The 26586-nt window shown below is 67.5% G+C and carries 20 protein-coding genes and 2 tRNA genes; 14 read left to right on the top strand and 8 right to left on the bottom strand.

Annotated features, from left to right (window positions below; genetic code table 11):
- Positions 1-482: 482 nt before the first annotated feature.
- Both cimA and ACWEVN_RS28610 read left to right on the top strand, forming a co-directional pair.
- Entirely contained in the window at positions 483-2087 is a 1605-nt protein-coding gene (gene cimA, locus ACWEVN_RS28615) for a citramalate synthase (protein ID WP_449681520.1), read from the top strand.
- A 31-nt stretch (positions 2088-2118) separates the two neighbouring features.
- Positions 2119-2886 (top strand): fumarylacetoacetate hydrolase family protein, encoded by a 768-nt coding sequence (locus ACWEVN_RS28610; protein WP_449681519.1) that lies wholly within the window; start codon positions 2119-2121, stop codon positions 2884-2886.
- On the opposite strand, the gene ACWEVN_RS28605 is transcribed toward ACWEVN_RS28610, so the two are convergent.
- Entirely contained in the window at positions 2883-4133 is a 1251-nt protein-coding gene (locus ACWEVN_RS28605; RefSeq protein ID WP_452053363.1) for an FAD-dependent oxidoreductase, read from the bottom strand. The two genes, ACWEVN_RS28610 and ACWEVN_RS28605, sit on opposite strands and share 4 nt — an antisense overlap.
- A gap of 409 nt (positions 4134-4542) precedes the next feature.
- On the opposite strand from ACWEVN_RS28605, the gene ACWEVN_RS28600 reads away from it, so the two are divergent.
- The 3 genes from ACWEVN_RS28600 (at position 4543) to ACWEVN_RS28590 (ending at position 5680) form a co-directional block, all read left to right on the top strand.
- Positions 4543-5382 carry an HAD family hydrolase gene (locus ACWEVN_RS28600; RefSeq protein ID WP_449681517.1) on the top strand — a complete coding sequence of 280 codons (840 nt, stop codon included), beginning with the start codon at positions 4543-4545 and terminating at the stop codon, positions 5380-5382.
- 49 nt (positions 5383-5431) lie between these two features.
- Positions 5432-5503, top strand: a tRNA-Gln gene (locus ACWEVN_RS28595).
- Positions 5504-5604: 101 nt separating this feature from the next.
- A tRNA-Glu gene (locus tag ACWEVN_RS28590) sits at positions 5605-5680 on the top strand.
- A gap of 408 nt (positions 5681-6088) precedes the next feature.
- Here ACWEVN_RS28590 and ACWEVN_RS28585 read toward each other — a convergent pair.
- A complete protein-coding gene (locus tag ACWEVN_RS28585) occupies positions 6089-7537 on the bottom strand; it encodes a recombinase family protein (RefSeq protein WP_452053362.1) in 1449 nt (482 codons plus the stop codon).
- Positions 7538-8145: 608 nt separating this feature from the next.
- On the opposite strand from ACWEVN_RS28585, the gene ACWEVN_RS28580 reads away from it, so the two are divergent.
- Positions 8146-8526, top strand: coding sequence for a hypothetical protein (locus ACWEVN_RS28580; RefSeq protein ID WP_452053361.1), 381 nt, complete (start codon positions 8146-8148; stop codon positions 8524-8526).
- A gap of 697 nt (positions 8527-9223) precedes the next feature.
- On the opposite strand, the gene ACWEVN_RS28575 is transcribed toward ACWEVN_RS28580, so the two are convergent.
- Positions 9224-10132, bottom strand: coding sequence for a hypothetical protein (locus ACWEVN_RS28575; protein ID WP_452053360.1), 909 nt, complete (start codon positions 10130-10132; stop codon positions 9224-9226).
- A gap of 456 nt (positions 10133-10588) precedes the next feature.
- A complete protein-coding gene (locus ACWEVN_RS28570; protein ID WP_452053359.1) occupies positions 10589-10915 on the bottom strand; it encodes a hypothetical protein in 327 nt (108 codons plus the stop codon).
- A 245-nt stretch (positions 10916-11160) separates the two neighbouring features.
- Between ACWEVN_RS28570 and ACWEVN_RS28565 the strand changes: the two genes are divergently transcribed.
- From ACWEVN_RS28565 to ACWEVN_RS28555, 3 genes are read left to right on the top strand one after another with little or no spacing between them, the layout of a single operon-like run.
- A complete protein-coding gene (locus ACWEVN_RS28565) occupies positions 11161-13395 on the top strand; it encodes a hypothetical protein (protein WP_452053358.1) in 2235 nt (744 codons plus the stop codon).
- A complete protein-coding gene (locus ACWEVN_RS28560) occupies positions 13377-14012 on the top strand; it encodes a hypothetical protein (RefSeq protein WP_452053357.1) in 636 nt (211 codons plus the stop codon). Before ACWEVN_RS28565 ends, ACWEVN_RS28560 begins: the two co-directional genes overlap by 19 nt.
- On the top strand, positions 14012-17206 hold the full coding sequence (locus ACWEVN_RS28555; protein WP_452053356.1) for a helicase HerA domain-containing protein: 3195 nt from the start codon (positions 14012-14014) through the stop codon (positions 17204-17206). Before ACWEVN_RS28560 ends, ACWEVN_RS28555 begins: the two co-directional genes overlap by 1 nt.
- A 159-nt stretch (positions 17207-17365) precedes the next feature.
- Here the strand turns inward: ACWEVN_RS28555 and ACWEVN_RS28550 are convergent, their stop codons facing one another.
- Positions 17366-17821, bottom strand: coding sequence for a hypothetical protein (locus tag ACWEVN_RS28550; RefSeq protein WP_452053355.1), 456 nt, complete (start codon positions 17819-17821; stop codon positions 17366-17368).
- Positions 17822-18811: 990 nt separating this feature from the next.
- Here ACWEVN_RS28550 and ACWEVN_RS28545 point away from each other — a divergent pair.
- The 5 genes from ACWEVN_RS28545 to ACWEVN_RS28525 all read left to right on the top strand — a co-directional run bounded on the left by ACWEVN_RS28545 (position 18812) and on the right by ACWEVN_RS28525 (position 22720).
- Complete coding sequence (locus ACWEVN_RS28545) at positions 18812-19717, top strand: hypothetical protein (protein WP_452053354.1); 906 nt, start codon at positions 18812-18814, stop codon at positions 19715-19717.
- Positions 19714-20514 carry a sigma-70 family RNA polymerase sigma factor gene (locus ACWEVN_RS28540; RefSeq protein WP_452053353.1) on the top strand — a complete coding sequence of 267 codons (801 nt, stop codon included), beginning with the start codon at positions 19714-19716 and terminating at the stop codon, positions 20512-20514. Before ACWEVN_RS28545 ends, ACWEVN_RS28540 begins: the two co-directional genes overlap by 4 nt.
- 768 nt (positions 20515-21282) lie before the next feature.
- Positions 21283-21468 (top strand): hypothetical protein, encoded by a 186-nt coding sequence (locus tag ACWEVN_RS28535; RefSeq protein ID WP_452053352.1) that lies wholly within the window; start codon positions 21283-21285, stop codon positions 21466-21468.
- 8 nt (positions 21469-21476) lie between these two features.
- Positions 21477-22223 carry a Crp/Fnr family transcriptional regulator gene (locus tag ACWEVN_RS28530; protein ID WP_452053351.1) on the top strand — a complete coding sequence of 249 codons (747 nt, stop codon included), beginning with the start codon at positions 21477-21479 and terminating at the stop codon, positions 22221-22223.
- Positions 22224-22378: 155 nt separating this feature from the next.
- A complete protein-coding gene (locus ACWEVN_RS28525) occupies positions 22379-22720 on the top strand; it encodes a hypothetical protein (protein ID WP_452053350.1) in 342 nt (113 codons plus the stop codon).
- 25 nt (positions 22721-22745) lie between these two features.
- Here ACWEVN_RS28525 and ACWEVN_RS28520 read toward each other — a convergent pair whose 3' ends face one another.
- The 3 genes from ACWEVN_RS28520 to ACWEVN_RS28510 form a co-directional block, all read right to left on the bottom strand.
- The gene (locus ACWEVN_RS28520) at positions 22746-23501 is read right to left on the bottom strand and encodes a DUF2637 domain-containing protein (RefSeq protein WP_452053349.1); all 756 of its coding nucleotides are present in this window, start codon (positions 23499-23501) and stop codon (positions 22746-22748) included.
- Positions 23502-23797: 296 nt separating this feature from the next.
- Complete coding sequence (locus ACWEVN_RS28515; protein WP_449681516.1) at positions 23798-24451, bottom strand: DUF2278 family protein; 654 nt, start codon at positions 24449-24451, stop codon at positions 23798-23800.
- A gap of 16 nt (positions 24452-24467) precedes the next feature.
- On the bottom strand, positions 24468-26066 hold the full coding sequence (locus ACWEVN_RS28510) for a phospholipase D-like domain-containing protein (protein ID WP_452053348.1): 1599 nt from the start codon (positions 26064-26066) through the stop codon (positions 24468-24470).
- Between the last annotated feature and the right edge of the window lie 520 nt (positions 26067-26586).

Genomic DNA, 26586 nt, shown 5'->3' with positions numbered 1-26586 from the left:
CCGCCACCCCGATCCGAAGCCAGCACGCGGACGGTGGTGCCGGGTCAAGGCACGCTTTCCCGCCTTGACGCGGTACCACCGGCCGTAGTGACAATCCCGGCTTCGGGGTGGTGGGCATCGAGAACCGCCCGAGTCGGCTGCACCCGCTTCCACCACGCAGCAACGGCCGGCCGCTCAGCCGCGGCAGGCTTACGTGGGGCGAGCCCGCGCGCTGTGGCGCTTCCTCGCCCGCGGAGGCCAACACTCAAGTCCCGCCCGTGCCCGCGGTGTTCCCGAATGGTGGGAGCTCACTCCAGCTTGTGGACTTCCGCGGAACCCCTGTGGCATGATGCGACCGTGACCAGCTTCGCGATCATTATCGACGAGCGCGCCGGACGATAGCTCCACAAGAGCCCCCGGCGCGCAACCTCTCGCACCCATGCGGGAGGTTTTTTTGTTGCCTTGAAACGCCAGGAAGACGCCAGAACCGCTAGGAGAAGACCGTGACCCGCAAGGAGCCCGCCGATACCCCGCTCGGCGACGCCTTCCACCTCTACGACACCACCCTGCGCGACGGTGCGCAGCGGGAGGGCATCTCCTACTCCGCCCAGGACAAGCTCGCCGTCGCGCGGTTGCTGGACGAGCTGGGGGTCGGGTTCATCGAAGGCGGCTGGCCCGGGGCGCTCCCCAAGGACACCGAATTCTTCGCCCGCGCCGCGAAAGGCGAGCTGAAGCTAAAGCACGCCGCGCTCGTCGCGTTCGGCGCCACGCGCAAGGCCGGCCTCACCGCCGAGGCCGATCCGCAGGTCCGGGCCCTTCTCGACAGCGAAGCACCCGTCGTCACCCTGGTCGCCAAGTCCGATCTGCGGCACATCGAACGCGCCCTCCGCGTCGACGTCGACGAAGCCTGCGCGATGGTGCGGGACACCGTCGAGTTCCTCACCGGCGAAGGACGGCGCGTCTTCCTCGACGCCGAGCACTTCTTCGACGGCTACGCGTATTCCCCCGAGACCTCGCTCCGGGTCCTGGACGCCGCCGCGCACGCCGGCGCCGACGTTCTCGTCCTCTGCGACACCAATGGCGGCCAGCTGCCGCTCGGCCTGGCCGAGACGGTCGAAGAGATCAAGGAAAAGACCGGATTCCGGCTCGGGATCCACTGTCAGGACGACACTTCCTGCGCCGTGGCGAACTCCGTCGCCGCGGTGCAGGCCGGCGTGACGCACGTCCAGTGCACCGCCAATGGTTACGGGGAACGGGCCGGCAACGCCGACCTCTTCGCCGTGACCGGGAACCTCGTGACCAAGCTCGGCATGGACGTCCTCCCGACCGGAGGAGCGGCCGAGCTGACCCGGGTCTCCCATGCCCTTGCCGAAATCGCGAACATCGCCCCCTACACCCACCAGGCTTACGTAGGGGCGTCGGCCTTCGCCCACAAGGCGGGACTGCACGCGAGCGCGATCAAGGTGGATCCGTTGCTGTACAACCACATCGATCCGTCTTCCGTCGGCAACGACATGCGGGTGCTGGTCACCGAGATGGCCGGCAGGGCCAGCCTCGAGCTCAAGGGACGTGAGCTCGGGGTCGACCTTGCCGGCCGGCCCGAAGCGCTCACCAGCGCCATCACCAAGGTCAAACGGCTCGAAGCCGAAGGCTGGTCCTTCGAAGCCGCCGACGCCTCCCTGGAACTCCTGCTGCGTCAGGAAGCCGACGTCCCGGTGGAAGCGCCGTTCCAGCTCGAGTCCTACCGCGTGGTGCTCGACCACCGCCCGGACGGCGAGGTCATGGCCGAGGCCACGGTCAAGGTGCACGTCGGCGGCGAGCGCGTGATCGCCACCGCCGAGGGCATCGGGCCGGTGCACGCCCTCGACGCCGCCCTCCGGAAAGCGTTGAGCCCGCACCTGTCCTGGTTGGACAGTGTGGAGCTGGCCGACTACAAGGTGCGCATCCTCCAGGGCCACCCCGGCACCGACGCGGTGACGCGCGTGCTGGTCGAGAGCACCGACGGCGAACGCGAGTGGACCACCGTCGGCGTGCACGGCAACATCGTCGAGGCCAGCTGGCTGGCCCTGTGCGACGCGCTGGTGCACAAGAGCACGACCGTGAACTAGGTCACCGGCCAGGCGCACGTAGACTGGTTGCGTGCGCCTAGCCCGAATTGCTCATCCCGGTGGTGTCGCGTTCGCCTCGATCGAAGGCGACGGTGACGACGCCCAGGTCCTCGAAATCGCCGAACACCCCTTCGGCCAGCCGAACTTCACCGGCAAGCGGTGGCCGCTGGCCGACGTCCGGCTGCTCGCGCCGATCCTGCCGTCCAAGGTGATCGCCGTCGGCCGCAACTACGCCAAGCACGCCGCCGAGTTCGGCAACGAGGTGCCCAGCGCCCCGATGCTGTTCCTCAAGCCGTCGACGACGGTCATCGGCCCCAACGCGGCCATCCGCCGCCCGGACGTCGGCCGCGTCGACTTCGAGGGCGAGCTGGCCATCGTCATCGGGCAGCCGGTGAAGAACGTGCCCGCCGCCCGTGCCGCGAGCGTCATCCTCGGCTACACGGTCGCCAACGACGTCAGCGCCCGCGACCTCCAGAAGTCCGACGGCCAGTGGGGCCGCGCCAAGGGCTTCGACACCTTCTGCCCGATCGGCCCGTGGATCGAGACCTCGATCGACGCCTCCGACCTCGCCCTGAGGGCCGAGGTCGACGGCGAACTCAAGCAGGACGGCCGCACGTCCGACCTCGTCCACAAGATCCCCGAGCTGGTCGAGTTCGTCTCCGGCGTCATGACGCTCCTGCCCGGCGACATCATCCTCACCGGCACCCCCGAGGGCGTCGGCCCGATCGAGGGCGGCCAGAGCGTCTCGATCACCGTCGAAGGCATCGGCACCCTGACCAACCCGGTCGAGAACGTCTAACCCCGCGCCACCGGCTCCATCGGCCGCCGGGCGAACGCCGGAGCGTGCTCCGGCCGCAGCCCGAGGCCGAGGAGCCGGGCCGGGAAGTACGACAGCCGCGGGAACCGCGCGAACGCCTTGATCATCGGCAGCGGCGGGCCGTTGCGCTTGCCGCTCATCACCCCGCGCACGACGGTCCGGTGCATCAGGCGCTGCAGCCCCTGCACCATCAGCGTCGGCGCCAGCCGGCGCGAGCGCACCTTCGCCAGCTCGGCCTCCGTCGGACGGCCCCGGCGCAGCGGTTCGGCCAGCAGCGTCGCCGCCGCGACCGCGTCCTGCACCGCCAGGTTGATGCCCACGCCGCCGATCGGCGACATCGCGTGCGCCGCGTCGCCGATGCACAGCAGTCCGTCGACGTGCCACTTGCGCAGCAGGTTCAGCCGCACGTCGAGGAACTTGACGTCGTCCATCGTCTCCAGCTCGTGCACGCGGTCGTGGAACTCGGGGCAGATCTGCGTCACGTTCTCGCGGAACGCTCCGATGCCTTGCTTGCGGAGGTCTTCGCCCTTCGGCGCCAGGTAGGCGACCTGGTAGAAGTCCGGGCGGGGGAGCGGCACCGCGAACCGGCGGTCGCGCATCTTCGGCAGCAGCATGCCGCCTTCCTCGTCTTCGCCGCGCGAGAGCCGGAACCACCAGACGTCGAACGGGCAGTCGTACTCGCGGGGCACCAGGCCGGCTTCGCGGCGTGCCAGCGACCAGCGGCCGTCGGCCGCGATCACCAGGTCGGCCCGGATTTCACCGGTCTCGCCGGCCGCCGTGCGGTAGGTGATGCCGGCGACGCGGCCGTGCTCGCGGACCAGGCCGGTGCACTCGGTCTCCATGCGCTGGACGAACGTCGGCTCCTTGCGGGCGCTTTCGGCCAGCAGGTCGAGGAAGTCCCACTGCGGCACCATCGCGATGTAGGGGTGCGCGACCTTGAGCCGGGTGAAGTCGGCCAGCTTCATCAGGGTGCCGTCCTCCTCCGGGAAGCCCGCCGCGGTCAGCTCGCTGTGCGGCAGCGCGTGGAACTTCTCGCCCAGGCCCAGCTCGTCGAGCAGCGTCAGCGTCGACGGGTGGACCGTGTCCCCGCGGAAATCGCGCAGGAAATCGGCGTGCTTCTCCAGCACCGTCACCTCGACACCCGCCCGGGCCAGCAGCAGCCCCGTGACCATCCCGGCCGGCCCGCCACCGATGACGACGCAGGTCGTGCGCTCGGTCATCTCGACCATCTCCCTTATTCATCGCTTGTTGAATAAGATGAGGATGCACCCGCCCGGCACCGGCGTCAAGGGGTGTGACCGGAGATACGCTGATCGGGCGACGGCCGCGTGCTCGCCGCCCGGTTGCCCGAAACCGTCCACACGCGACAGTTGGTCGACCGTGCACCGGACGGGTGCGGGTACGGCGGCGGAATGCGGACCTGCCCTTGTGGACGGAGCGGATTCCCAGGCAGGACAAGGGATTTCGGTGGGGAATCGATTGCCGCACGGTGGCCCCGGGTGGGGCCGGCGCGTGCGGCCGGATAACCGAACGGGGACGGCGCACCGACTGGGAGTAGAGCCGGTGCGCCGGAACAGGGGAGCGGCAATCACCTCTTTGGCAGCGTCGCGAACGCTGCGGTTGCCCTAGCCTCACTGGGTGGATTTCGCCCTGGCACCCCGGACCCCGTCGCGAACCGCCCCGCCCGCCGCGGCGGCGTCCGAGCCCTGGGCGCCGCCCGAGCTCCGGCTGGTGTGCCTGGACATCGACGACACGCTCATCGACTGCACCGCCGCGATCCGCCGCAGCCTCCACATCCTCACCGGCCGGGGCGACCTGTGGCCGCTGTGGGACCTCATCACCGAAGAGCACGTGGCGCTCGTCGTCGCGGGCGAACTCGACTACGCGACGATGCACCAGCGGCGCACCGACTGCTTCCTCGCCGAGATCGGCATCTGCGCCGACGCCGAGCAGGTGAGTTCGTTCGAGCGCCGCCGAAGAGAACTGCTCGACCACTCCTGGCAGCTGTTCGACGACGTCCTCGACTGCCTGGAATGGCTGCGCGCGGCCGGCCTGATGCTGGCCGCGGTGACCAACGCCTCGGGAGGGCACCAGCGCAAGAAGATCGCCGATCTGGGGCTGGCGCCGTTCTTCGACCACGTCGCCATCGCCGGCGAGCTCGGGGTGGCCAAGCCCGACCCGGTGATGTTCCACACGGTGTGCCTCGGCCTGGGCTGCGCGCCCGCCCAGGCGGTCCACGTCGGCGACAAACTGGACACCGACGCGATCGGCGCCCGCGACGCGGGCCTGGGCGCGGTCTGGCTCGACCGCGACCGCATCGGCGAGCGCGCCCCGGAGGGCGTCCACACGGTGGCCGGCCTCGCGGAGCTGCCTGAGCTGCTGGTTTCGGAGTACGCGACGATCGGCGTCCCGGCCCAGCGCGGCGGCGGCGCCTCCACGGGCACCCCCGCGTTCACCGTCCGGAACGGCGTGCTCTAGTATTTCTCCTCGTGCGGTGCTGAACCGGCCAGCCGGAGCAGTACCTCACTGGGGTATGGTGTAATTGGCAGCACGACTGGTTCTGGTCCAGTTAGTCTAGGTTCGAGTCCTGGTACCCCAGCTGCGGAGAGTGACCCCCCTGCGAAGCGGGAAATCGCTTCTGGTAGGTTCTCTCCAGCAAGAAAAACCGAAAAGCCCCTGGGAAACCAGGGAAGATCCTAAGCCCCCGTCGTCTAGCGGCCTAGGACGCCGGCCTCTCACGCCGGTAGCGTGGGTTCGAATCCCATCGGGGGTACCAGCAGCTACCACCCAAGCTCGGCTGACTCAGGTCAGCCGAGCTTTTTGGTTCGGTGGCAGTCATGGCGTCGGAGATCCTCTCTACGGCTTGCGCCGTCTTCGGCAGATGATCCATCGGCAGTCTAACTGTGATCGTCACCTCGTCGCCCCGGCCGTGGACGTTGACGCTGAGCTGGGTGACCTCGAACAGCTCGTGCAGCAGCTCTCGTGGCGCTTGCGCCAAGTTCAGCGCGAGGTAGGGGAGCGCCTCGAGCCGGCCGAGATCGGCTGTCTTCGGCCCGGCGGACCGGTCGGCTTCGTCGAGTCGCGCGATGGCGGCCAGCGAGGCTTTCTTCTGGCTCTCGAGGTCGTTGTAGCTCTGGCGGAGTGCGCTGGTGAACGGGTCGTCCGGCTCTCCTTCGCGGGCCTGCTACATGATCGAGTCTTGCTGGCGCGCGACGGTGGCCAGGAGCTTCCGCTGGCGTGTCCGCTCGGCTTCCCGCTCGCGGCCGGCAGTGTCGTCGACGCCGCCCAGGTCCTCTTCGAGGATCGCTCGGCGTTCGGTGCCGAAGAGGCGGTCGGCGTAAAACCGGCAGATGGCTTCCAGGAGCTCGTCTTCGCGCACCCGGATCGACGTCGGCAGGCCGGGGTGGAGATCCGCCTTGCCCTGGTTGTTCTTGCCGGGCCAGCACAGGTAGTAGACGGCCTTCTTGTGTTTCATGTCGCCCAGCATTCGTCTGCCGCAGCTATGGACCACACGGCCACGAAGGAGGTACTTCCGCTTCGTCTTGGGGTGGTTGTTCAGCGTGTCTCCGTCGCGTGACCCGCGGCGCTTGGTGCGGTCGCCGTTGATCTTGTCGAACAACCACTTGGGGACCAAGGGCTCGTGCACGGGGTTCGGGGACCAGACCCACTGGTACGGCTCGTTGACCCGGCCTCTCTTCGACGTCGTCGCGCGCCGGTTGAAGACCTGGTAGCCGGTGTACTTCGGGTTGCAGAGGATGTTGTACACGGCGCTGCGAGTCCACGCGCCGCGCGTCCGGGCCTTGCACGGCGCTTCGGGCGGCGGGTACTTCTCGAGATCGGCGTTCAGGCGGTGGGCGATCGCCGTGCAGCCGAGGCCGTCGTAGTGGCGCCAGTGGGCGATCTGCGTGACGGCTTGACCGCGGATGCCGTCCGGTGCCAGGCGAGACTTGGTTTTGCCCTTCTCGGCCTTGACAGGACTGGGGTGCGGGACGATCTCCGCCCGGTAGCCGTAGGGTGGCTGGCCGATGTTCCAACCGTCCCGGACGTGCGTGCACAGGCCACCCCACGACTGCTCCAGGGTGTTGAGGACCTCGTACTCGGCGATCGACTGGTTGATCCGCCGCTGCAGGACGCGCTGAGCGCGGCTGCCGGAAAGCGTCAAGGGCTCGTTGGACGCGAACAGCGGGACGTCGGCCCGCTCCAGCTCTCGCTCCACCGAGAGGCCTTCGAACGCGCGCCGTGCAACGCGCGCGATGCTCTCGCAGATCACTACATCGAAGCGGCGGTCTCGGCGAGACGCCTCGGCGAGGAGGTCGGTGATGCCGCCGGCGCGGGGAACGGGGATGTCGAAGCGCTCGTAACCCTCACCTTTCCCTCGTTCACCGAGTTCGAGACGACCGGACTCGACGTCGAAGAAGTGCGCCGTGATGACCCAGGTCGAGGACAAGGCGTTCTTGCTGTTCGTCAGCTGGCGCAGGATGGATTGGCGCGGGTCCTGCTGGTCTTCGGTCGAGGTGTGGGCGAGGAAGGCCACCCGGACCTCGTCGTCGAGCAGGGCACGCGGCATTCCCAGCGGGGACACGGCGTAGTCGGACAACCCCGCGGATGGCGGTGCCCAGTCCTGTGTGGTCATGCGAGATGATCGTCCTTCTCAGACTCTTCGCAGAGGCGCGACTGGGCCCAGCCGAGAAGCTCGTGCGTGATGGCCGCCAGCCGGGCGCGGACTCGCGCGCCTTCTGCGCCGGAGATGTCGTCGACTCGACCGGAATAGCTTCGGCCGCAAGGCCGGTCGAGCCGCCAGACGCTGTCGGCGGAGGACGCTACCGGCGTCTCCTCGGCCGCGGCAAGCGCCGGAACTCCGGCTCCCGCGGCTGTTCGACCTCCGGATTCGGCTGGTGAGGACTGACCCACGAGGGCACCTCCGCTCGTGCGCGAGACTGCGCCTGAGGCGTCCGGCCGGCTGTCTCGCTGTGAGCATCACACCGGATCGAAGGAGACACGGTGCTTGCCGCGGCGCCTGATCCGCGAGTGCGGCCCGAGACGGTGAACGAGACCTGCTCCACCGTGGTCTCGTTGGCGATCTCGGGCCGCCGTGGTGCTCGGTGGCCGGGCAACCAAGATCACTCGTTCGAGTGAATGCGGGCTTGCTCTTGGGCACGGGCATGGTTCAGGCGCAGCAAAGGAGCGAGCCGTCGGACCAACGCTGGCCGGATCTTGCCTCCGAGCGAAGGAGCCGGCGCCATGTCCGCCTCGCCCAGCCGATCCACCGCGAACAGCCCGTTGACGATGCTGCAGACGCAGCTCAGCCGGCCTCCCACCGTCGACAAGTTCGACCGTGCTTTGCACGCTTGGTCGACCGAGGATCCGGCGCTCGCCGAGCTCGCATGCCACCGGGAGCTGGCCGCCGTTCTCGCTACGCGGGACTACTCCCGGCACGACGAGGTCCTGCACGCCCTGCTCGTGCGTGCTGCGAAGCCGGACAGCGCAGGCGTCACGGCGGCCGAGATCGTGGTGAACGCGATGCTGCCGGCTGTGCCGGGCATCGTCGGCCGGGTCGTCCGGGCAGCGTGGGCGGCGGGCGGTGCCGACATGATCGTCACTGCCGCAGGCGGTCTGTTCTAAACCGAGGCGATCAGCGCCATGACCGACACATCACCGATGCGACGCCGGCGAGTTCGAACGCGATCGCTGTGAGCAGGCATCGTGCAGTCCGGATGTTCAAGGTTCGCGCGGCCTGGGCTCTCGGCGGGGAGCTCGCCGCCCCGGTCTGGGTGGCATCGAGCTAGCTCGAGCCTCGGCGGACATGCGGCGGACCGTCCACGTCGACCGGGATGCGACGCGGCCGAAGCTGATCCCCGGAGGCGGCTGGTCGGATCCGGCATCGATGATCGCTTCGGCCTGCATTTCGCTGGTGCGTTCGCTTCGGCGACCTTGCGTACCGACGACCACTGCGTACGGCGCATGGGTGATCAGTGTGAGGAAATGATCTTCCTTGGTTGCTCCGGGTAACGTCGAGCCGCGGCCATCGACTTACGAGGTGTATGCAAGCGACAAGGTGAGCGCGAATGCCCTGGTCAGTCAGTGTTCGTCACAGCCAAGATCACCCCACGGCGTGAATCGAGGGTGGTACCGCAAGAGTCGAGTCGCGAACGCATAGTGATCACGATACGGTCCGCGCAACTTGAGGTGGCCGGCTAACGCAGGCCGCCTAGAGCCGCCCGAGGGCCGACCGGTCCGACGGCTGTGGCGCACCACTTGGAAGATCCGGAGAAGATCATCATGACGAAGTTGGGTGGAGAGAACGGCGGCTGAGTCCAGCTCAGTCGTCTTTGGACATCCGCGCTGAGTCTCGCGGCTTCACCTCGAGGCGCATGCCGAATTCTCGACCGGGAGTGAGACCTATGCCGATGAAGGTGTAGGTCTTGCTCTCGTTGGGGTTGTCCCGGCAAAGAATCTCGAACGAGTTGCTCGGTTCCTCGAAGCCGATCGGCTCGCAGTAGGCCTCTTGCCCCACCGGCAAAGTGATCTTGTATTCGGCGTACTCCACGGGCATCAGCTTGTTGAACTTGAAGATGAACTCTTCGGGCTCGCGTCGCTTGACCAAGGGTGTGCACTTGTTAGGCCAGTACCACTCGATCTCCAGCTTGATGTCCGCACCGATCTTCACCGGCGCTCGCAGGTGGCAAATCAGGTCGAAGCGTCCGTCTGGCAGCCAGTTGATCGTGGCGCGCCAGGATGTGCCGCGCTTGTCCTCTAAGAGCAGGCTCCGCACCCTGACGCGCACCTGCTTCTGAACTGCCTTCGGCTGTTCCCAGCGGGCTCCGAACTTCAGGGGGAGAAAGTACAGTTGACGGCGCATCGACACCGCGTGGATGCGGATCACCTCTTTGGTGCCTCCGTCGGCAGCGATCACCGCGGTCTGATGCCAGCTCAGGACGCGGGCCACGTAGCCGTGCCGTTCGCCGAGGAACCGGCAGTAGCGAGCCAGCAGGAAGCGGTCCTCGTCGGCTTGTTGCTTCAGCCGCGCGCGATCGTGCAACAACACCAGCGCGAATGTCAGCGCGAGCATGATCATGAGAAGCAAGCCGGCGAGCTTGATCGCTGGCACGCCGGGAACCGCCGCCACGGCTACCGAAAAACCCAGAACCGCGAAGATCGATCGGACTGTCGCCGCTGTTCCACGGGTCAGCAACTGTCCGTCGAACCACTCAATCAGACTTTTCAGCATCGCCGGAGCCTTTCGTGCATGCAGCTTCGACACATAGTTACAAGTTTTTCGATGGTAGGCGCAGCGTTGACTGGCCGTACCCCGGCGAGAGCGCATTGTGACCTGCATTGGCCGAATCGCAGCCCGCCGGATGATGTTCGTCAGCCTGTGTGCCCGATGCACAGTATGGACATACTTAAGTGACGGACGACTTCGTGCTCGGGGTGGCACCCCGGTGGTCGCTGCATGCGCTCTTCGACGGTGTGCTCCACAGCCTCATCTTTGCCTGTGAATAACCTGTCGATCGCCCCGGCCTCCAGTTCGGCCTGGTGGAGCACGTCCGGGCAGGAAGCTTCGTCTGCACCGCAAGGTGCAGTTTGACCGTTTGCGTACGTTGGCCTGTCCTTCGCTGCCGATCTCTGCACTACTTGTTACATCTGCGCGCTCGCATGTCACCGGCGTCTGGATCGGGCGCGGCTAGGCACGCTGCCGGACGAACTCCTGGTACATCCGCTGCCCGTAACTTTCGGCCGCCGCTTCGGTGCCGGCGTGACCGACCGTCCGGTAGGACCGGTGGTGAGCTACCTCGTGGAAGATGGTCACCACGGCGGTCTCCACGTCGAGGAGCGCCAAACCCGACAGCAGGATGAGCGGGCGGCCCCGGGCGCCGACGAGCGGACGCCCGGATCCGTCGTGCGGGCTGGCTCCGTATGCGGGCCGGCCGTCGGCGCCGGGCAGCGTGGCGACGTACTCGATGTCATAGCGACGCACGCTCAGGCCGCAGTGCCCGAGCAGAGACCGCAATTGCCGGATGTTGAGCACTGCTTGGCTCGTACTTTGCTGGTGTCGCATCGTGAGTCCTCTTCCGCCGGGTGATTCGGGGAGCTGGGGACCCAGCGCAGCAACGGGCGAGGCAGCCGGTCGATTGATTCGGACGTCCGCGGACGATGTCGGATGGGGCGAACGGGTGAGGGGCGAGGTGCAGCCGTAGCGTTCGTCCCCCGTCCCTCCGTAAGCTGTTCGGGAACGTCCGGTGCCTGCTCCGGAAGGTGATCACACTGACGTCCGCCGGCCCTCCCGACCTTTCGGCGGTGCATTCGTGGGCCGACTTCGCGCAGCATCTCGACGGTGTTCACCGGCGGACCGGGAAGTCCCTCACCGACCTGGAGAAGATCGGCAAAAGACTGCCGGAGACTGCCGGGCGATTGCGAGATCTGCCGAAAAGCACAGTAAGCGACGCGTTACGTGGCAGGCGTCCGGTGAAGAAGGACCTGCTGGAAAGCTTGCTCAAGGCGTGGCAGGTACCGGATGCGGAACAAGCCCAGGTGATCAGTACCTGGCAGCGGCTCAACGCGTCGGTGGGCCAAGGGCCGGCCAACGCGTGCCGCGTCGACGAAACGTCGCTACGCGAACTGGGCGTTCATCCGGCGATCTCGAGCGACGGCGGCCACGACGATCTGCCGTTGTATGTCCAGCGCGATTTCGACGACAAACTCCGTAACGAGATCGCCGAAGGTGTCGATCGCGGTTGCTTCGTACTCCTGGTCGGCGGATCGTCCTGGGGCAAGACCCGCTCACTCGGCGAGGCGGTCCGGGTGATCGTTCCCGACTGGTGGTTGGTGCAGCCGGCGAAGACCGAGGATATCCACGACCTGCTCGCGGCGCCGACCGAGCGGACCGTGCTCTGGCTGGACGAACTCCAGCGTTACCTCGGCGCCGATCCGCCACTGCTGAGGGAACACCTGGTGACCCTGGTCCGGACGACCGGCATGATCGTGGTCGGCACGCTCTGGCCGAACTCCTACTTCAGGTTCAAGCGTCTTCCGGCTGAGGGAGACGACGTACGCGCGGAGGCGCGCCTGATCGACTACGCCACGGTGATCAGCGTTCCGAACACCTTCAGCGAAGAGGAACGGAGACGCGCCAAAGAAATCGCAGCCGTTGACAGCCGGATCAAGAACGCGCTGTCGGTGTCCGACGCCGGGGTGACCCAGGTCCTCGCCGCAGCCCCCGACCTCGTGACGTCGTGGGAGCAGGCGCCCGACCCTTACAGCAAAGCCGCCATTTCCGCCACGGCCGAGGCCCGTCGTCTCGGAGTACTGAGCCCGCTTCCTGCCGTGGCGTTGGCCGGAGCGATGGTGGACTACCTCACGCCCGCTGAGCGGGTGGCGCCGTTTGATGCGTGGCTGGACCGTGCTTTGACGCATGCCACCGGCCGCCTGCACGGCGCTGTGTCGGCACTGAGCTCGGTCGCCGGCGAGGAGCCAGGGAGCGTGGCGGGTTACGTCGTCGCCGACTACCTGGCCCAGCACATCGGCAAGGTTCATCGCGCCGAATGCCCACCGGACAGTTTGTGGACGGCGCTGCTCACCCACGTGAGGAACGAAAACGATCTGCGCCGACTGGCCGACGCAGCACACGCCCGGATGCGTTACGGCTACGCCGAGCAGGTGCTTCGGCGACTCCACCGAACCGGCGACCGGACCGCATCGGTGCACCTGGTCGCGTTGCTGCGCCGCCAGGACCGGCTCGGCGAAGCGATCGCGACGGTGGAGGAATGGCGGGCCTCCGCGCCCACCGACAAACAGCCGTGGATCCTGCGTGCCGAGCTCATCCGCATTCGGGCACGGGCCGAACAACTCCGGCAGCGGGCGTCAGACGATGCTCGTGCGGAAGAACTGCTGGTGGAGGTGCTCGCGGATGGCGGGCGAGCAGACACACTGCGGGTGCGCGCAGCGGCCGGCGATGTGGTTGCGCTCGAGGATCTGGCAGAGCTGCTGGCCGACCGTGGCTGCCTGGATGAGCTGCGTTCCTTGGCGGACGGGGGTCACCCGGTCGTCCTCGAGAGGCTCGCCGACCTGTTGCGGAGCCTCGGCCGGAAAGCGGAACTGCGGCAGCGCGCCGAGAGTGGCGATCCGGTGGCCGCCCTGCACGTGGAGCGGCTGTATGCGCGGGAGACGGACGGCCCGTCGGAAGAGGTGGAACTTCGGCAGTTGCGGGACGCGTCGGCCGACCCGGACGCTGCGGCCGAGCTGCTCGCGAGGTTGTTCGACGACGGCGATCGGGAGGCGCTGCTGGCCGAGGTCAACGCGGGTACTCCCGGGGCGGCCGGGAGGTACCTCGCGCTGCTCACTGCTGATTCGACCGCCGACCGCGGCACGGTCCGCCGGATCCGGCAGTTCGGCCTCGGCGCGGACGGATCGCCCGGAGGGGCCGGGCTGCAGTTCATCGACGCTCGACGAAGCGAACCCGGGAAAGGCACCGCATGGCCAACGACAACCTGACCCCGTCCGACAGCGCGATTCTCGTCGTGCTGATGGCCGAGGCGCGGCCGATGCTCAACACCGAGCTCGTCGCACGGTACGGAATCAACGTCGACAAGGAGCGCCGAGAGCGGCTCAACCGGTTGCAGCTCGTCCACAGTGAAAAGTCGCATCGGACCTATTCCCATGTGCTGGACGACAAGGGCTGGACGCGGGTGCATGAGGACCTGGACGTCAGCACCCCGAGAGCGCGCGCGATCGGCGGGGCGCTGGCCGCGCTACACGCCAACCTGCGGGATCGCGTGCTGCCCCGCACCGGATACCACAACCTCACCGAACTGTTCTCCCGCACGGACATCGCCCCACGCGAATCGGCCACCGACTTGGAGGTACGCCTTCGCAACGCCTATGTCGCCCTCGCTTCCGAACCACGGGCTTGGGTGGCACTCGCGCGGCTGCGGCCGTTCTTCGCGGACCTGCCGAAGTCCGACGTGGACGAGGCATTGCGTCGGCTGAATCAGGCGCCGGACGTCAACTTGGTGCCGGAGGAAAACCAGAAGTCACTGACCGAAGCCGACCGTGAAGCGGCGGTTCACCTGGGCGGCCAGGAGAAGCATCTGCTGGCGATCGGGGTGTGATGGACGACGCGGAGCGTGCCGCCCTCGCCGCCCTGAGGTTCAACTGGGCGACGGTCCCCGACGATGTCTGGCTGCCTGCCTCGTACCATGTGGACGGGCTGCACCCGGCCGTCGTCCAAGTGGTGCGCGGCGGGCTGGACGACGCGGTCGTCAGCGACGGTGCCAGCCCGATCGGCCTGGTGCTCGAAGGGCAGCGTGGATCGGGAAAAACCCATCTGCTCGGGTGGCTGCGTCAGCAGGTGCAAACCCGGGGCGGCTACTTTTTCCTGGTGAGCCTGCTCAGCGCTCGGCAGTTCTGGGTCAGCGTGCTCGCGTCGATGCTGGACGGGCTGGTCCGGCCGGTTCCCGGCAGTGAATCCCAGCTGCGGCTGTTGCTGCGGCGCTTGTCGGCGCGGGTGGGAGCGCCCCGCGCCGTGCGCCGTGCGTTCACGGGCGAGAGTGCTTTGACGAAGGACGCGCTGGACACTTTCCTGGAAGGGCTGGCTGCAGTCGACGAGTACGTCGTTCGGACCAGCAACGAGACAGTGCGTGCTTTGGCACTGAGTGCTTCGGTCGATGTGGCCCACCGGGAGGTCGCCGACGACTACTTCGCCTGCGACGAGGAGGCGGTTCTCGGTCAACGTGCGGCCTGGGGAATGCGACGGGCAGCGCGTACCGCAGAGGAGATCGTCCACGAGCTGTCCAGGATCCTGGCGCTCACCGGCCCGACAGTGATGGCCGTCGACCAGATCGACACACTGCTGGCCCAGTCGGCACTAGGCGCCGACCCGGCGCACCAGACCGAAACGGAAGCGGCTGCTTGGCACGATGCGATGGTCATCGAGGGAGTAGCCGGCGGGCTCATGTCGCTACGTGAACGCACCCGCCGGACGTTGACCGTCGTGGCTTGCCTACCTTCCACCTGGGCGCTGGTCAAAACGAGAGCCACTGCTACCATCCGCGATCGCTTCCGGGAAGCGCCGCAGCTCAGCACCATCAAGAGTCGAGACCTCGCCCGCGAGCTCATCGCCCGGCGCTTCGGGGCGTACTTCGACCAGGTCGGGTTCGTTCCGCCGTACCCTACTTGGCCGGTCCGGCCCGAAGCGTTCGAATCCGGCGGCGAGTTCACACCCCGGCAGCTGCTCATCACCATCGACGGGCACATCCGCGGCTGCCTGCTGGCCGGTACCGCGGCGGAGCTGACGCGGCTGGGTAGCCCCTCGACCGGCCTGCCGTCCTCCACCACCGCGCTGCCCGAGTTCGCTGCGGACCCGGAAGCGCTGGCCAGGTACGACGCCCGGTACGAAGCGTTGAAGGACGCAGCAGACTTCGCAACTCCATTAGAGGCCGAGACCGAGGACGCGGTGGTGCCGCGATTGCTCGGCGCCGGCCTCACCGCCTGGAAGCTGGAACAGGGGGACCAGGGCGCGGCGTTCGAGGTGGACCCGCTGCCCAGTGCGAAGCCCCGCCTGCACGCCCGGCTGCGCCTGGTCCTCGACGAAAGCACTGGGGACCAGGTGCACTGGTGCTTCCGCGCCGTCAGCGACAAGCACCACGGCAATGCGGCGCTCAACCGCCTGCGCAACGCCGACGAGGCGGCCGCCCTGGACAGCGCGGTAGCCAAGCGGAAGCTCTTCCTGCTACGGAACGAACCGTGGTCGGGGGCGAAGACCAAGGAGGAACTGCGCGCCGTCGCGGAACGGGGCGGGCGAACGTTGCCACTGGACCACGAGGATTTGCGGGTGCTGGCAGCACTCCGCGCTCTGCTCGACGAAGACCCCATCGGAATTCAGCCGTGGCTGGTCGCACGCCGCCCCACCCAGCACCTTTCGGTGTTGCGAACGGCACTGGCTGACGTCGGCTCGTGGCTTCCGGCCGATCCACCGCCCACCGGACGGGAGACGACAGAGCCCACGGCGACCTCTCGGGAAGAGGCGGTGGTGCCGGAGAATCCACGGCACGGGGATGCGCCCGCCGAGGTACCGACTCTCATCATGGGGCGTGACTACGCAACGGAGCAGCCGGTCCGGCTTGACCTCGAAGCGCTGCGCAAACACATGACGATTTTCGCGGGATCCGGCTCGGGCAAGACGGTGCTGATCCGCAGGCTCGTTGAGGAGTGCGCGCTGCAAGGTGTCTCCGCCATCGTGCTGGATCCCAACAACGACTTGGCCCGGCTCGGCGACGCTTGGCCGGAGCCGCCGGCGCAATGGGAAGAAGGCGATGCAGCGAAAGCCGCCGACTACCTCGCCCACACCGACGTGGTGGTGTGGACGCCGCGCCGGGAAGCAGGACGCCCGCTGAGTTTTCAGCCGCTTCCCGACTTCGGCGCCACTCTGGACGACCCTGACGAGTTCTCGGAAGCCGTGGAGGCGGCGGTGGCCTCGCTCGCCCCGAGGGCGATGCTGAGCGGACGGGCGGCCAAGGCGCACCTGGGGCAGGCGGTCCTGCGCCGCGCGGTCGAGCACTATGGCCGGCGGGGCGGCATCGGGTTGTCGGGGCTCATCGACACACTCGCGGACCTGCCGGACGGGATCATCGACCTGGCCGACGCCGAAAAGATCGGCGCCGGATTGGCGCAGGCGCTGACAGCGACGATGGTCAACGACCCGCTGTTCGGTGGTATGGGTACACCAGTAGACCCTGGCCGGCTGCTCACTCCTGTCGCGGGTAAGCGCGCCCGGGTTTCCGTCATCAGCCTGATCGGCCTGCCATCGGACGAAGCGCGCCAGAGCTTCGTGAACCAATTGCAGATGGCGCTGTTCGCGTGGATAAAGAAGAACCCGGCCAGCGAGCGCCCGCTGCTCGGCCTGCTGGTCATGGACGAAGCGCAGACATTCGCCCCGTCCGGCGCGGTCACCGCGTGCACGCAGAGCACCTTGGCGTTGGCTTCGCAGGCCCGGAAGTACGGGCTCGGCCTGGTCTTCGCCACCCAGGCGCCCAAAGGCTTGCACAACCGCATAGCTGGCAACGCGGCCACCCAGTTCTACGGTCTGCTCAACAGCCCGATCCAGGTCGAGGCGGTCCGGCAGATGGCCAAGGCCAAGGGTGGCGACGTGCCGGACGTCTCCCGGCTGAGAAGCGGCGAGTTCTATCTGTCCGTGGAGGGCGCGATGCCGCGCAAGCTGCGTACGCCCCTCTGCCTCAGCTACCACCCACGCAGTCCGCTCACCAGCGAAGAGGTGATCTTCCGAGCCGAAGCGGGGGTGAGTTGACCTGGTGTGGTCACCGGCGCGGCGTCTGCGGCTGGCTCGGTGCGCGACAGGTCGTGCTGGCCGCGCGTGAAGCCGGTCTTACGCCCGTTTTGAGACGGCTGCGGTGCAGAGACCCGTATACCGCGCACTACCTTCAGGGCGCCGAATCGGCTTTCCAGTCTATCTCGTCGTAGTAACGACCATGATGCCTTGTGACAGCGCCAACTCTTCGAGTTCGGCAGCGATGGGTTCGGCGGGCCTCGACGGGTAGAGCAGGGCTGCTACCACCGCGTCGATATCGGTGCCGAGCTCCTCGAGCAGGACATCGAGGTAACCGTGGACCTGGCGGAGGTGCCGGCGAAACAGCTGCCGCCGATTCTTGGGACTGCGGGCGTCCCACTTCGTCGACTTGATCTCCACGACGAAACGCTGGCGTTCGGGCTCCCACGACACGAGCAGCAGGATGTCGGCTCGTTGCCGTGTGCCGTTCGGGCGCAGGATGATCTGCTCGGTGGCGTTGTCGAGGGTGACACCAAGGAGGCCGGCGATGTAGGAGGCTTGGACCTCACGGTGAAATCGTTTGCCGTGAGCCAGCACGACCGGTTCGGGAACAGCGGCTTTTCGACGTAGCGGCATGTCTCAGAATCTTATCGAGCCGGAAGGTATGGCCGAGCTGCGCCGGCACCAGATCCTGGACCGCCTACCACCACTGAGCGAGTCAAGCCCTACGTACGTTTGATCTTTGTACCGGCCGTCTCGGCTTGCGGCAGATCAGTACGCCGCCGGACACTTGTCCGTCGCGGCGGCCCGGTCGGTCGAACAGGTACATCCTGGGTGAAGCCGAGCTCCCGTTCGGCGCGGTGTGGACACCGTTCGCCGCCGAGGAGTCCCGACGCTATCCAGGCTTTCCGCCGATGGGACGAATTGACTACGTCGAGTTACGATCGCAAGCCGCAGGATGCACGTGCATTCACACGTGCACCGCCCTGTCGTGGCATCTGAGCCCATGCGGGCATCAGTGCTGGTGATAAGCGCGCCGATAGCGGGTCTGCCGCTTTTCGCGCCATCGGTACCGGTCGTCGAAGCACGGTCGGTGATGGGAAACATCGGGTGCTGACCGATCTAGATTCGGCGTGACGTCGAGCACGGAGGCCTGCTCGGGACGTCCCGGGTGCGGGTACGCCCCGGAGGCGTAGTCATTCCGGTACCGACGTCGACAGGAAGCCCTCTCCGGCCAGTGCGAGGCCGAAGCACGCCGATGGATGGGACTGACACCTCGGAGGAACCATGACGACCCTGCGGCGTGCGGGCGCAAAGCTGCCAGGCCGCCCCCTGGCGATGATCATCAAGCGGCCTCTGAGGCAGCTGGCGACTTCGATGAGCGTCTCGGTCGCCCAGGCTGATCGTTGTAGCCGTTGTCCCTCGGCAGCGGTGAGGGCGCCCACCCGGGAGTGGCCGGGCAGCGGTCACGCCATCGACGCAGGTCAAGGCGATGACGACAAGTTTTCTTTCAGATCTGGTGCACGCGAGCCTGCGTGGCACCTATGAGTCTTTGTCCAGGTCGGCGCGCAGCGTGGAGGTTGCGCACGGCACCGGTATCAAGTCGTGCGGGTGAGGTTTCTTCCGATGACGTGGGGTGAGGAACGCGGTGTCGACGGATCCCGCGGACATCCGCGCGAACCAGTTTTCCGCAATGCCATTTCCGCCCGGGAGGCAGCCGAGACCGGGCGGCGGCGCGAGTTGCAGCAGCTGCTGGATGTGGTGCTGCCCGAAGGGCAGGCCCCGGGCCTGGATCAATGGCGCGGTCGGAGTGAGCCCGGCGAACTGCTCGACCACGACCTGCGGCTGCTGATGGCGCTGCTGGACGAGGGGTTCGAGGGATTGATCTGGTCCGAGCTGGCTGATCGGCTGGCTCGCTACGGGCTGAGCGTGATCGGTGCCTGGCTGGTCACCGGCGAGATCTACGAACGGACCACGCACAAAGGCCGGCCGGTGCGTCCTGCGGTGCCGCCGCTGACTTCCGATGAGCGGACCGCGCTGGCGATCGACACGGTCTCGGAGGGCATCAAACTGTTTCGCCGGCGCGGGCTCGAGCACGGGGACTGGAACCCGACGGGCGGGGCGCGGCTGTCGACGTACTTCATCGGCGCGTGCGTGCTGTGTTTCGCCAACCTGTGCCGCCAGCAACTGACGGCACGCACCCGCACCGACCGGGACGTGTTCGTCCCGCATTTCGTGGCCGAGACCGCCGTGGCCGCGCCCTCGGCCGAACGCGTGGCGTTGGGCCGGCTGGGACTGGTCGACACGATGCTCGGCCGCAACCGGCGTGCTGCCCGCCGCGGAGCCGGGGGCTACCCGGAGGACGTGGTCAACCTGGTGGTGACCTATCAGATGCTCGGCTACCACTCGGCGGAGATCAGTGAGCTGATCAGCACCGCGGCCACTACCTACAGCCCCAGCACCGTGCGGAAGATCTTGTCCGACTACCGCAAACAGGTCGAGCAGGAAACGCGTGAAGGAGGCCGGGAATGAGCAGCAGCACCGTCACCCCCGCTACGTCGATGAACGCGGAGAGCCTGGTTAACCGGTCGTCGGTCGGCACCCGCGGCGCGCGGATGCTGGCCGAGCGTGCCCGGGCCGATGATGTCGCCTCCGTGCTGGACCGGGCGACCTTCCCACCCACGCCGCCGCCCCTGCGAGCCCCGGAGCCCGAGGAATACCGCCGTTTGGAGGAGCTGCCCCGTCCGCAGGGGCGGCTGGGCCGCGAGCACCTCGATCCGCTGCTGCGGGAGGCCGGCACCGGTAACCCGGCCGCGATCAAGGCGGTGATGACGCTGATCGAGCCGGTGGTGGTCCGCTACTGCCGGGGCCGGATGGGCGGGCAGGACCTGTCCTATCTGGCCGCCGATGATGTGGCTCAGGAAGCCTGCCTGGCTATTCTTAAAGCACTACCCAAGTACCAGGCGACCAGCGGGCCGTTCCTGTATCTGGTGCGGGCGATCGCCGCGAACAAGGTGGCCGACGCTCACCGCACCGTCGCACGCGACCGTAGTGACCCGGTGCCGGAACCGCCGGAGCAGCCTCTGACCGGCGGCGATCCAGCCCAGCAGGTCCTCGATGCCGACCTGGGCCAGCGGCTACAGGGACTGATCACCCGGCTGCCCCGCGTGCAGCAGGAGATCCTCATCCTGAGAATCGTGGTGGGGCTTTCCGGCGCCGAGACCGCCGAAGCGCTGGGCATCTCCCCCGGCAACGTCAGGGTGTCCCAGTACCGGGCCCTCACCCGGCTGCGAAAGATGGTCAGCACCGGCGGGGGGAGCGGCCGATGACTCGTCGGCGACTCCCGCGGGAAGCTCAGTGGTTCAGTCCATTAAGGACTCTTTTTGCGGGAACTTTCGTTGTGGTGAACGCGAAAGATGGGTGCAAGTGTCCGGAATCACACCACGTCGTTGCCGGGTGGGGAAATTCCCCAAGTGCGGAAAGTGGTGCGGGAACTATCACGGACGGTGAAAGCCGGGAGACATGTCGATCATGGCGGACGTTCGCGGCGGCGCGCGGCAAGAGGTACTACCTCGCGAGCGATTGGGGGCGACGGATGGGCCGGGCTACCACCCCCGGCCCATCCCCGCCGTGTGCTGCGCAAACCCGGACTCGGCATGAGACACAAGGTGTACGCGCGCCCGGACGGTAGACCGTCCGGCTATCTAAAAACACCCCCATCTGAGGAGATTGGCGCATCCTTAACACCATCTTAGGACGGTTTCGTCGACGGTGATAACTCTCAGCGACTACGGGAAACTGCTCCCTGGGGGTGAGTCGCAGCTAGCCCGCTCAGTGTTTCAGTTACGCAGAGTCACAATGATTTTCGGAGTGTCGGACGCGTTGGCGCCTGCGCGACGAGCTCGGATGAGGTAAGAACTGTCGGCCACGGGTCGTATAGCCCCCTTACACCAGGAGGTTCCTTCGCTTACTGTCTACTGACCTTCACTCGGCTGGCTGGCGCGGCGTCGCCTACCACGACACGTACCGCGCAGGGCCATCCGGGTGAAGGCTCAACCAATCCGGACTCGGCATGAGACATAAGGTGACGTAGATCAATGAACGATTTGCTGTACGTAGTCACGGGCGCGGTGGCTTTGGCGCTCATCGCCCTGGCGGCTTTCCTGGGCTGGTTGGTGACCCGCGAACGCAAGGCCCGGACCACCCGGCTCATCCTCGCGATGACCGCTTTGCTGGCTACGCTCCCGCCGGTGATCGCGGCGCTGCTGGCGGCGAGGTCTTGATGCCTTCCATGACACCCGCATCCCGCGATCAAGCCCGGCTGCAGGCAATGGCTGAGCGACGCTTCGGCACGCTGGCGGCACTGGCGCTGAAGGGCCGCTTCGTGCGGTTTTCGGCCAACGCACGGGTCATTGTCCAGCAGAACCCGACCCCGCCGGTGTACTTCCTGCTGTCCGGGATCGCCAAACTGCAGCGCGCCGCTCCAGAGGGTACCGACGCTCGCGCGATGATCGTGGACGTGGCCGGTCCTGGGGACCTGCTCGGCGCCGAGGCCGCGCTGCTGCGCGGCACCGGTCACCTGACCTGCGTTGCCACCAAGGACATCCAGGCCCTCGAGGTCGCGCAGAACACCTTCCTCACCGTACTCGAGGAAGATCCGGTGGCGATGAGACGAATCACCGAGCTGCTGGCTGTCTCGGTCATCACCCGCGATGGCAGCCTGGCCTACGCTCTCAGCGACGTGGAGATCCGGCTCGCGGCTTTCCTGGCCCGGATGTACCGCAAGTTCCGTGAGCTCGGAGGCCGCGACAGCGCCTCGCAGATCGACATCGGCTTCACCCGCCTCGACATCGCCGACGCCATCGGCGCCTCCGAGGGTGCGGTCGACCGGGCGCTGCGCGCGCTCAAGGACGGCAACATCATTACCACCGGCTACAAGCGGATCGGCATCATCGACCCCGATGCGCTGCTGGCACGACTTGGTTACGCCGACCTCACCCGGCGTATGAAGGAGGTTCACCCGACCGCCACGCTCTGACGCCCATTCAGCGCACAGCGCAACCAACCGGCATGGTGGCAGGCTGCCCAGGTTCGTCAACCGCCGCCGACCCGAGACCGCCTGCCACCATGCCTCGTTACTGCCGTGACTGCCACACCACTGCCCCGCCCCGGGCCGCCTCGGCCTACGACCACGTGCACATCAACCAGCCGTTCCCCCAGACCGGCGCGCAAGACGCCACCATGGTCGAGCGGGGGTTTGCCGTCAATCTCGTCGGCAGCCCCGAGGAGCTACCCGAGACCTGGGTGTTCTTCACCAAGATCGACCCAGCGCTCGTCTTCGCCCGGGCCGCGACCGCCTCTTCCAACATCACCCACGGCCACGTGTACCGAGCCGTCCACGAACGCCGGCGTCACAGCCGTCGCGAGGTGACCTATCTGCACGTGAACACCGGCATCGCGCTGCACGGCGACACCGAGGAGAGGGAAGCTCTGACTCGGTGGGCTGTCGAGCAGAACAATTCATCACGTCGCTGATCACCTGGTCGCCGAAGCCAGGTACTCATCGATCGGCCGTGGCCTCAGGGCGTCGCGTTCGCGCCAGGACGTCAAATCCTTGCCCCTGAAGGTCGGCCGTCACTGCAGTCGATAGGTCTCTAGGCGGCCCTGGCCGAACCGGTTTTGCAGACGCGACGGTTCCCGTGGTCGCGTTCAGCTGGCCCGCGGCGCGCCACTTGCGCAAGATGCGGCGGCCGTAGTTTTGCGTGCCGGCGACCCGGTCGAGGTCGGCGCCGGTGGGTGTGCGTCCTTGCCTGCGTTCCGCCTGGTAGAACGCCCACATTCGCTGTTCGGCTGTTTCATCCACAGGCTCACCCGTACCTGTGGGTAAATCTTCCGGGTTGGGTACCTCCGAGCTTGTGACGACTGGAACCGCACGGTGCCGTTTCAGCGCCCGGTTGAGCAGCTCGACCGCCAGGAGCAGGGCGAGAGGCGGGCAGGCCGCGACCATGATGCCGAAGGCGCTCAGTTCAGCGGTCGAGGCGATGTTGGCGCAGAGGGAGAGCGAGATCCCGAACACGAAGGCCAGCCATGCCTGCCACCGGCTGCCGTTGCCGGACTTCCAGAGCTCGACCGTGGCGATGGTGAGCAGGCCATCGACGATGAGGGGCCAGATCCAGGCCGTCGTCTCGTCGGCGCCGAAGCGGAGGGCGAAACGGAGGTCGTGTCGATAGGACGCGAAGGCGGCGCCGAGGGCGACGAGTGCAGTGAAGAAGCACTGGACGCCGAGGGCGACGCTGTCGCGGGATGGCTTGGTCATCGCCGCCTCCGGCCGTATTCGACGAGCGTCAAAGTTGCGGAAATCTGCAGGTCAGAGGCAGGTGGAGCCGGGTGGTTGCTGTTCGTACCCGGTCGGGGGTACCCGCAGTAACCGAGCCCGTCTGACCCAGGTCAGGCGGGTTTTTTGGTGCGTGCTGACGTGGCGGTTGGGGGATCGATCTGCGGCTGGTGCCGCCGGCGCGCGATCGCCGGCCGGCGCAGAAGCACGACGGCCGTGGCGGTGAAGGCGTTGGCGGAGCCGCCCCGGCCTTGATGACCGAGCCCGTCTGATCCAGGTCAGGCGGGCAGGCCGTGGTCGTCGGTCTCGAGGACCTGGGTCTTGAACTTCGTCAGGAACGCCGTGAGCTCGCCGGTGACCGACTGGATGATCGTGCCGCCGTCCTGCCAGGTGCCGTCGAGGTGCTGGAACCGGCCCGGCGGGTCGCCCTGGTTGTAGTGGATGTCGTGCACGCCCAGGCCGTGGCTGTAGGGCGCGCCGAACACGGAGACCCGCCGGCAGTTCGCCAGCCGCTGCTCCAGGAGGTCCAGCGCGTTGTCCGCGGTGCTCTCGACCCAGCCGAACCGGGGCGAGCGCAGGATCCCGTTGACCACCGTGGCCAGCGGACTGGCAACCAGCGTCAGGCAGCCACGGCCGCGCAGCAGCGGGGACCGCAGGTAGTCCAGCGCGCCCGAGGTGGCATCGCGGGTGAGGCGGTGCCAGCCGGGGCCGAGGCCGGCGACCGGGGCGAACAACGTGCCGTCGAGGTTGCGGACTTCGCGGTACTGCACCGGAACCCCGCTCGGGGCCGACACGTCGACCGCGCATTCGTAGCGCCCCAGCGGCGCCTCCACGGTCATCTTGCCGTGGTACCAGGACCCGAAGTCGGTCGGGTCTTCGCGGGTGAACGAGATCAGCGTGCCGATCAGGACGCCGTAGTCGGCCAGCGGCATCGGGTTCTCCTCCCGGTCAGCGGAACAGCAGCCGCTGGCGGTAGCTGGGGGTCCTGCGGTCGTAGTAGCGGGCCGCCCAGCTGTCGTCGGGGACGAGGTGGGCGACGTCGGGGGAGTCGTCGCGGAGTTTCTGCCGGAGGTACCGGAAGTAGAAGTGGGTGAACAGCCGCATGAACTCGCCGAGGTAGATGTCGGCGACGCGGGTGTCGCCGCGGATGACGAGCATGTTCTCGTCGTTCTCGTGGACCGAGGCGTCGCTGAAGTTGCCCGAGCCGGTGATCACCAGGGGGTCGTCGCCGAGCGGGTCGGCGAGCAGGAACTTCGTGTGGGTGTAGCGGACGTGGAGGTTCAGGCCGGTCAGTTGTTCCTTGGTCCAGCGGTCGAGGATGTCGGTGCTCAGCAGCGACCCGACGGCGACCTTGACGTCGTTGTCGCGGGTGAATTCGACGTCGCCGCTGTCCGGCGGTTCTTCGAGCACGAGGTAACGCAGCACGTCGGACTCGGCGGCGATGGCCTCGGCGATCTTGTCGTGCACTCCGAACGCCGCGGTCATGAAGAACGACTTCTTCGCGCGCCCCGCAACGCCCGCGTACCAGTCGATCAGGTCGAGGGTGGTTCTCGGGCTGAGGACGGGCGAGATCCCGGTCGGCGGCGGCGTGGCCGGCGTGGGGGTGGCACTGGTGTTGGCGGGCCGGATCTCGTCGTAGCCGGGGTCCGCGGACAAGCGGGTCCAGTAGGCCAGGTACTCGGCGGCGACCGCGGGGTCGCGGACGAGGTGCCCGACGTTGGACTGCCCGAACAGGCCACCCCAGGTGATGTTCGTCGAGCCCGTCCAGACGGCCTGCGGAGTGCCGTCGTGCAGCAGGATCAGGAACTTGTTGTGCGAGATGGCGCTGTTGGTCTTCCGGGGGATCATGCACGCGTCCAGGCCGGCCGCGGCGATGGCCGGTTCCGACTGCTGCCAGACCTTGGCGCGCTTCGGATCCGTGCTCGCCCGGCCGCGCCGGTCGTAGACCAGCTTGACGTCGGCGCCGCGATCCACGGCGGCTTTCAGGGCGTCCAGGACACGCGGGTAGGAGAACTCGTAGACCGAGCCACGCAGCGCGTACCCGGGCCCGGTGGCCGAGCCGATGAACTTCAGGAGGGCTTCCTCGAGGCCGCGGGAGAGCCAGTCGTAGGCGGGATCGCCGCGGTCGCCGTCGCGCGGCGGGCGGCCGAATTCCTGCGCGTAGGCCTGGCTGGCGGCGACCCCGCGGTTGAAGTGGACGGCGTGGGTGCCCGTGTCGACCGGTTCGGTGTGGACGGACACCGTGACCTCGCGGCGCACCACCAGGTTCTTCGGGGCGCCGTACAGGGCGACGACGCGGTACTCGTAGTCGTGGTCGGGCTCGGCGGTGTAGTCGCCCCACTGGAAGGACTGCAGCGGGTGGTCGCGCAGGCTGACCGAGGTGCCGGGCGGGATCCCGCGGGAGGTTTCCTCGAACACCTTCAGGCCGCGGAGCCAGTAGCGCTCCTTCTTGGCGCGGTCGGTGCGCTCGATGGCGAAACCGAGGAGGTTCTTGGTGAATCGCTTCGGCAGGTCGATCCCGAACAGCACGACGTAGGATCCGGCCACGGCATGGACTTGCAACGAATCGGCGGTGTTGCGGCTCCGCATGGTCGTGCCTCCACCCCCGCCGACCCCCGGGGGCCGGCGAATCTCTCCCGGCACTCAAGGGTCGCGTCGCGCACCGAGGTCGTTACGCCCGCGCCGCGATTCGGTTGCGGCCGAGGGTTTTCCGATGCTTCGACGTCGATCAATTGTTCGATTTTGCGAACGCGTCGCCGGAACGCTCGTGGTGTCGGGCACAGGCCAGGACTTGTCCTATGAGGACTTCCCCGGCTCCGGGCCGGTGTCACGCGAAGGAAAGCCGCAGGTCACGGCTCCGGGGTTGGGTGCGGGTCCGCCGGTGCCGGTCCGCGCGGGCCGGAATCCCGCGCGACACAACAGAGTTAAGCTGCTTCCGCTGTTTGGATTTGTGCGGCTTTGGTAATACCCTGTGCGCTGTCGGCCGTTGGGCCTGACGGGTAGTTCCACTACGGAGGACTGGAATGACGAACAAGGCCCAGCTGATCGAGGCGCTGTCGGAGCGTCT

The organism is Amycolatopsis sp. NPDC003861, assembly GCF_053605405.1.
This window is presented reverse-complemented; position numbering and strand designations above follow the sequence as displayed.

What these genes read in the sequence shown, in the direction of transcription:
- ACWEVN_RS28605 (WP_452053363.1), bottom strand. Translation starts at nt 4,133, where the DNA reads ATGGTCGAGATGACCGAGCGCACGACCTGCGTCGTCATCGGTGGCGGG.
- ACWEVN_RS28585 (WP_452053362.1), bottom strand. Translation starts at nt 7,537, where the DNA reads ATGACCACACAGGACTGGGCACCGCCATCCGCGGGGTTGTCCGACTAC.
- ACWEVN_RS28580 (WP_452053361.1), top strand. Translation starts at nt 8,146, where the DNA reads ATGTCCGCCTCGCCCAGCCGATCCACCGCGAACAGCCCGTTGACGATG.
- ACWEVN_RS28575 (WP_452053360.1), bottom strand. Translation starts at nt 10,132, where the DNA reads ATGCTGAAAAGTCTGATTGAGTGGTTCGACGGACAGTTGCTGACCCGT.
- ACWEVN_RS28560 (WP_452053357.1), top strand. Translation starts at nt 13,377, where the DNA reads ATGGCCAACGACAACCTGACCCCGTCCGACAGCGCGATTCTCGTCGTG.
- ACWEVN_RS28555 (WP_452053356.1), top strand. Translation starts at nt 14,012, where the DNA reads ATGGACGACGCGGAGCGTGCCGCCCTCGCCGCCCTGAGGTTCAACTGG.
- ACWEVN_RS28550 (WP_452053355.1), bottom strand. Translation starts at nt 17,821, where the DNA reads ATGCCGCTACGTCGAAAAGCCGCTGTTCCCGAACCGGTCGTGCTGGCT.
- ACWEVN_RS28545 (WP_452053354.1), top strand. Translation starts at nt 18,812, where the DNA reads ATGACGTGGGGTGAGGAACGCGGTGTCGACGGATCCCGCGGACATCCG.
- ACWEVN_RS28540 (WP_452053353.1), top strand. Translation starts at nt 19,714, where the DNA reads ATGAGCAGCAGCACCGTCACCCCCGCTACGTCGATGAACGCGGAGAGC.
- ACWEVN_RS28535 (WP_452053352.1), top strand. Translation starts at nt 21,283, where the DNA reads ATGAACGATTTGCTGTACGTAGTCACGGGCGCGGTGGCTTTGGCGCTC.
- ACWEVN_RS28530 (WP_452053351.1), top strand. Translation starts at nt 21,477, where the DNA reads ATGACACCCGCATCCCGCGATCAAGCCCGGCTGCAGGCAATGGCTGAG.
- ACWEVN_RS28520 (WP_452053349.1), bottom strand. Translation starts at nt 23,501, where the DNA reads ATGACCAAGCCATCCCGCGACAGCGTCGCCCTCGGCGTCCAGTGCTTC.
- ACWEVN_RS28515 (WP_449681516.1), bottom strand. Translation starts at nt 24,451, where the DNA reads ATGCCGCTGGCCGACTACGGCGTCCTGATCGGCACGCTGATCTCGTTC.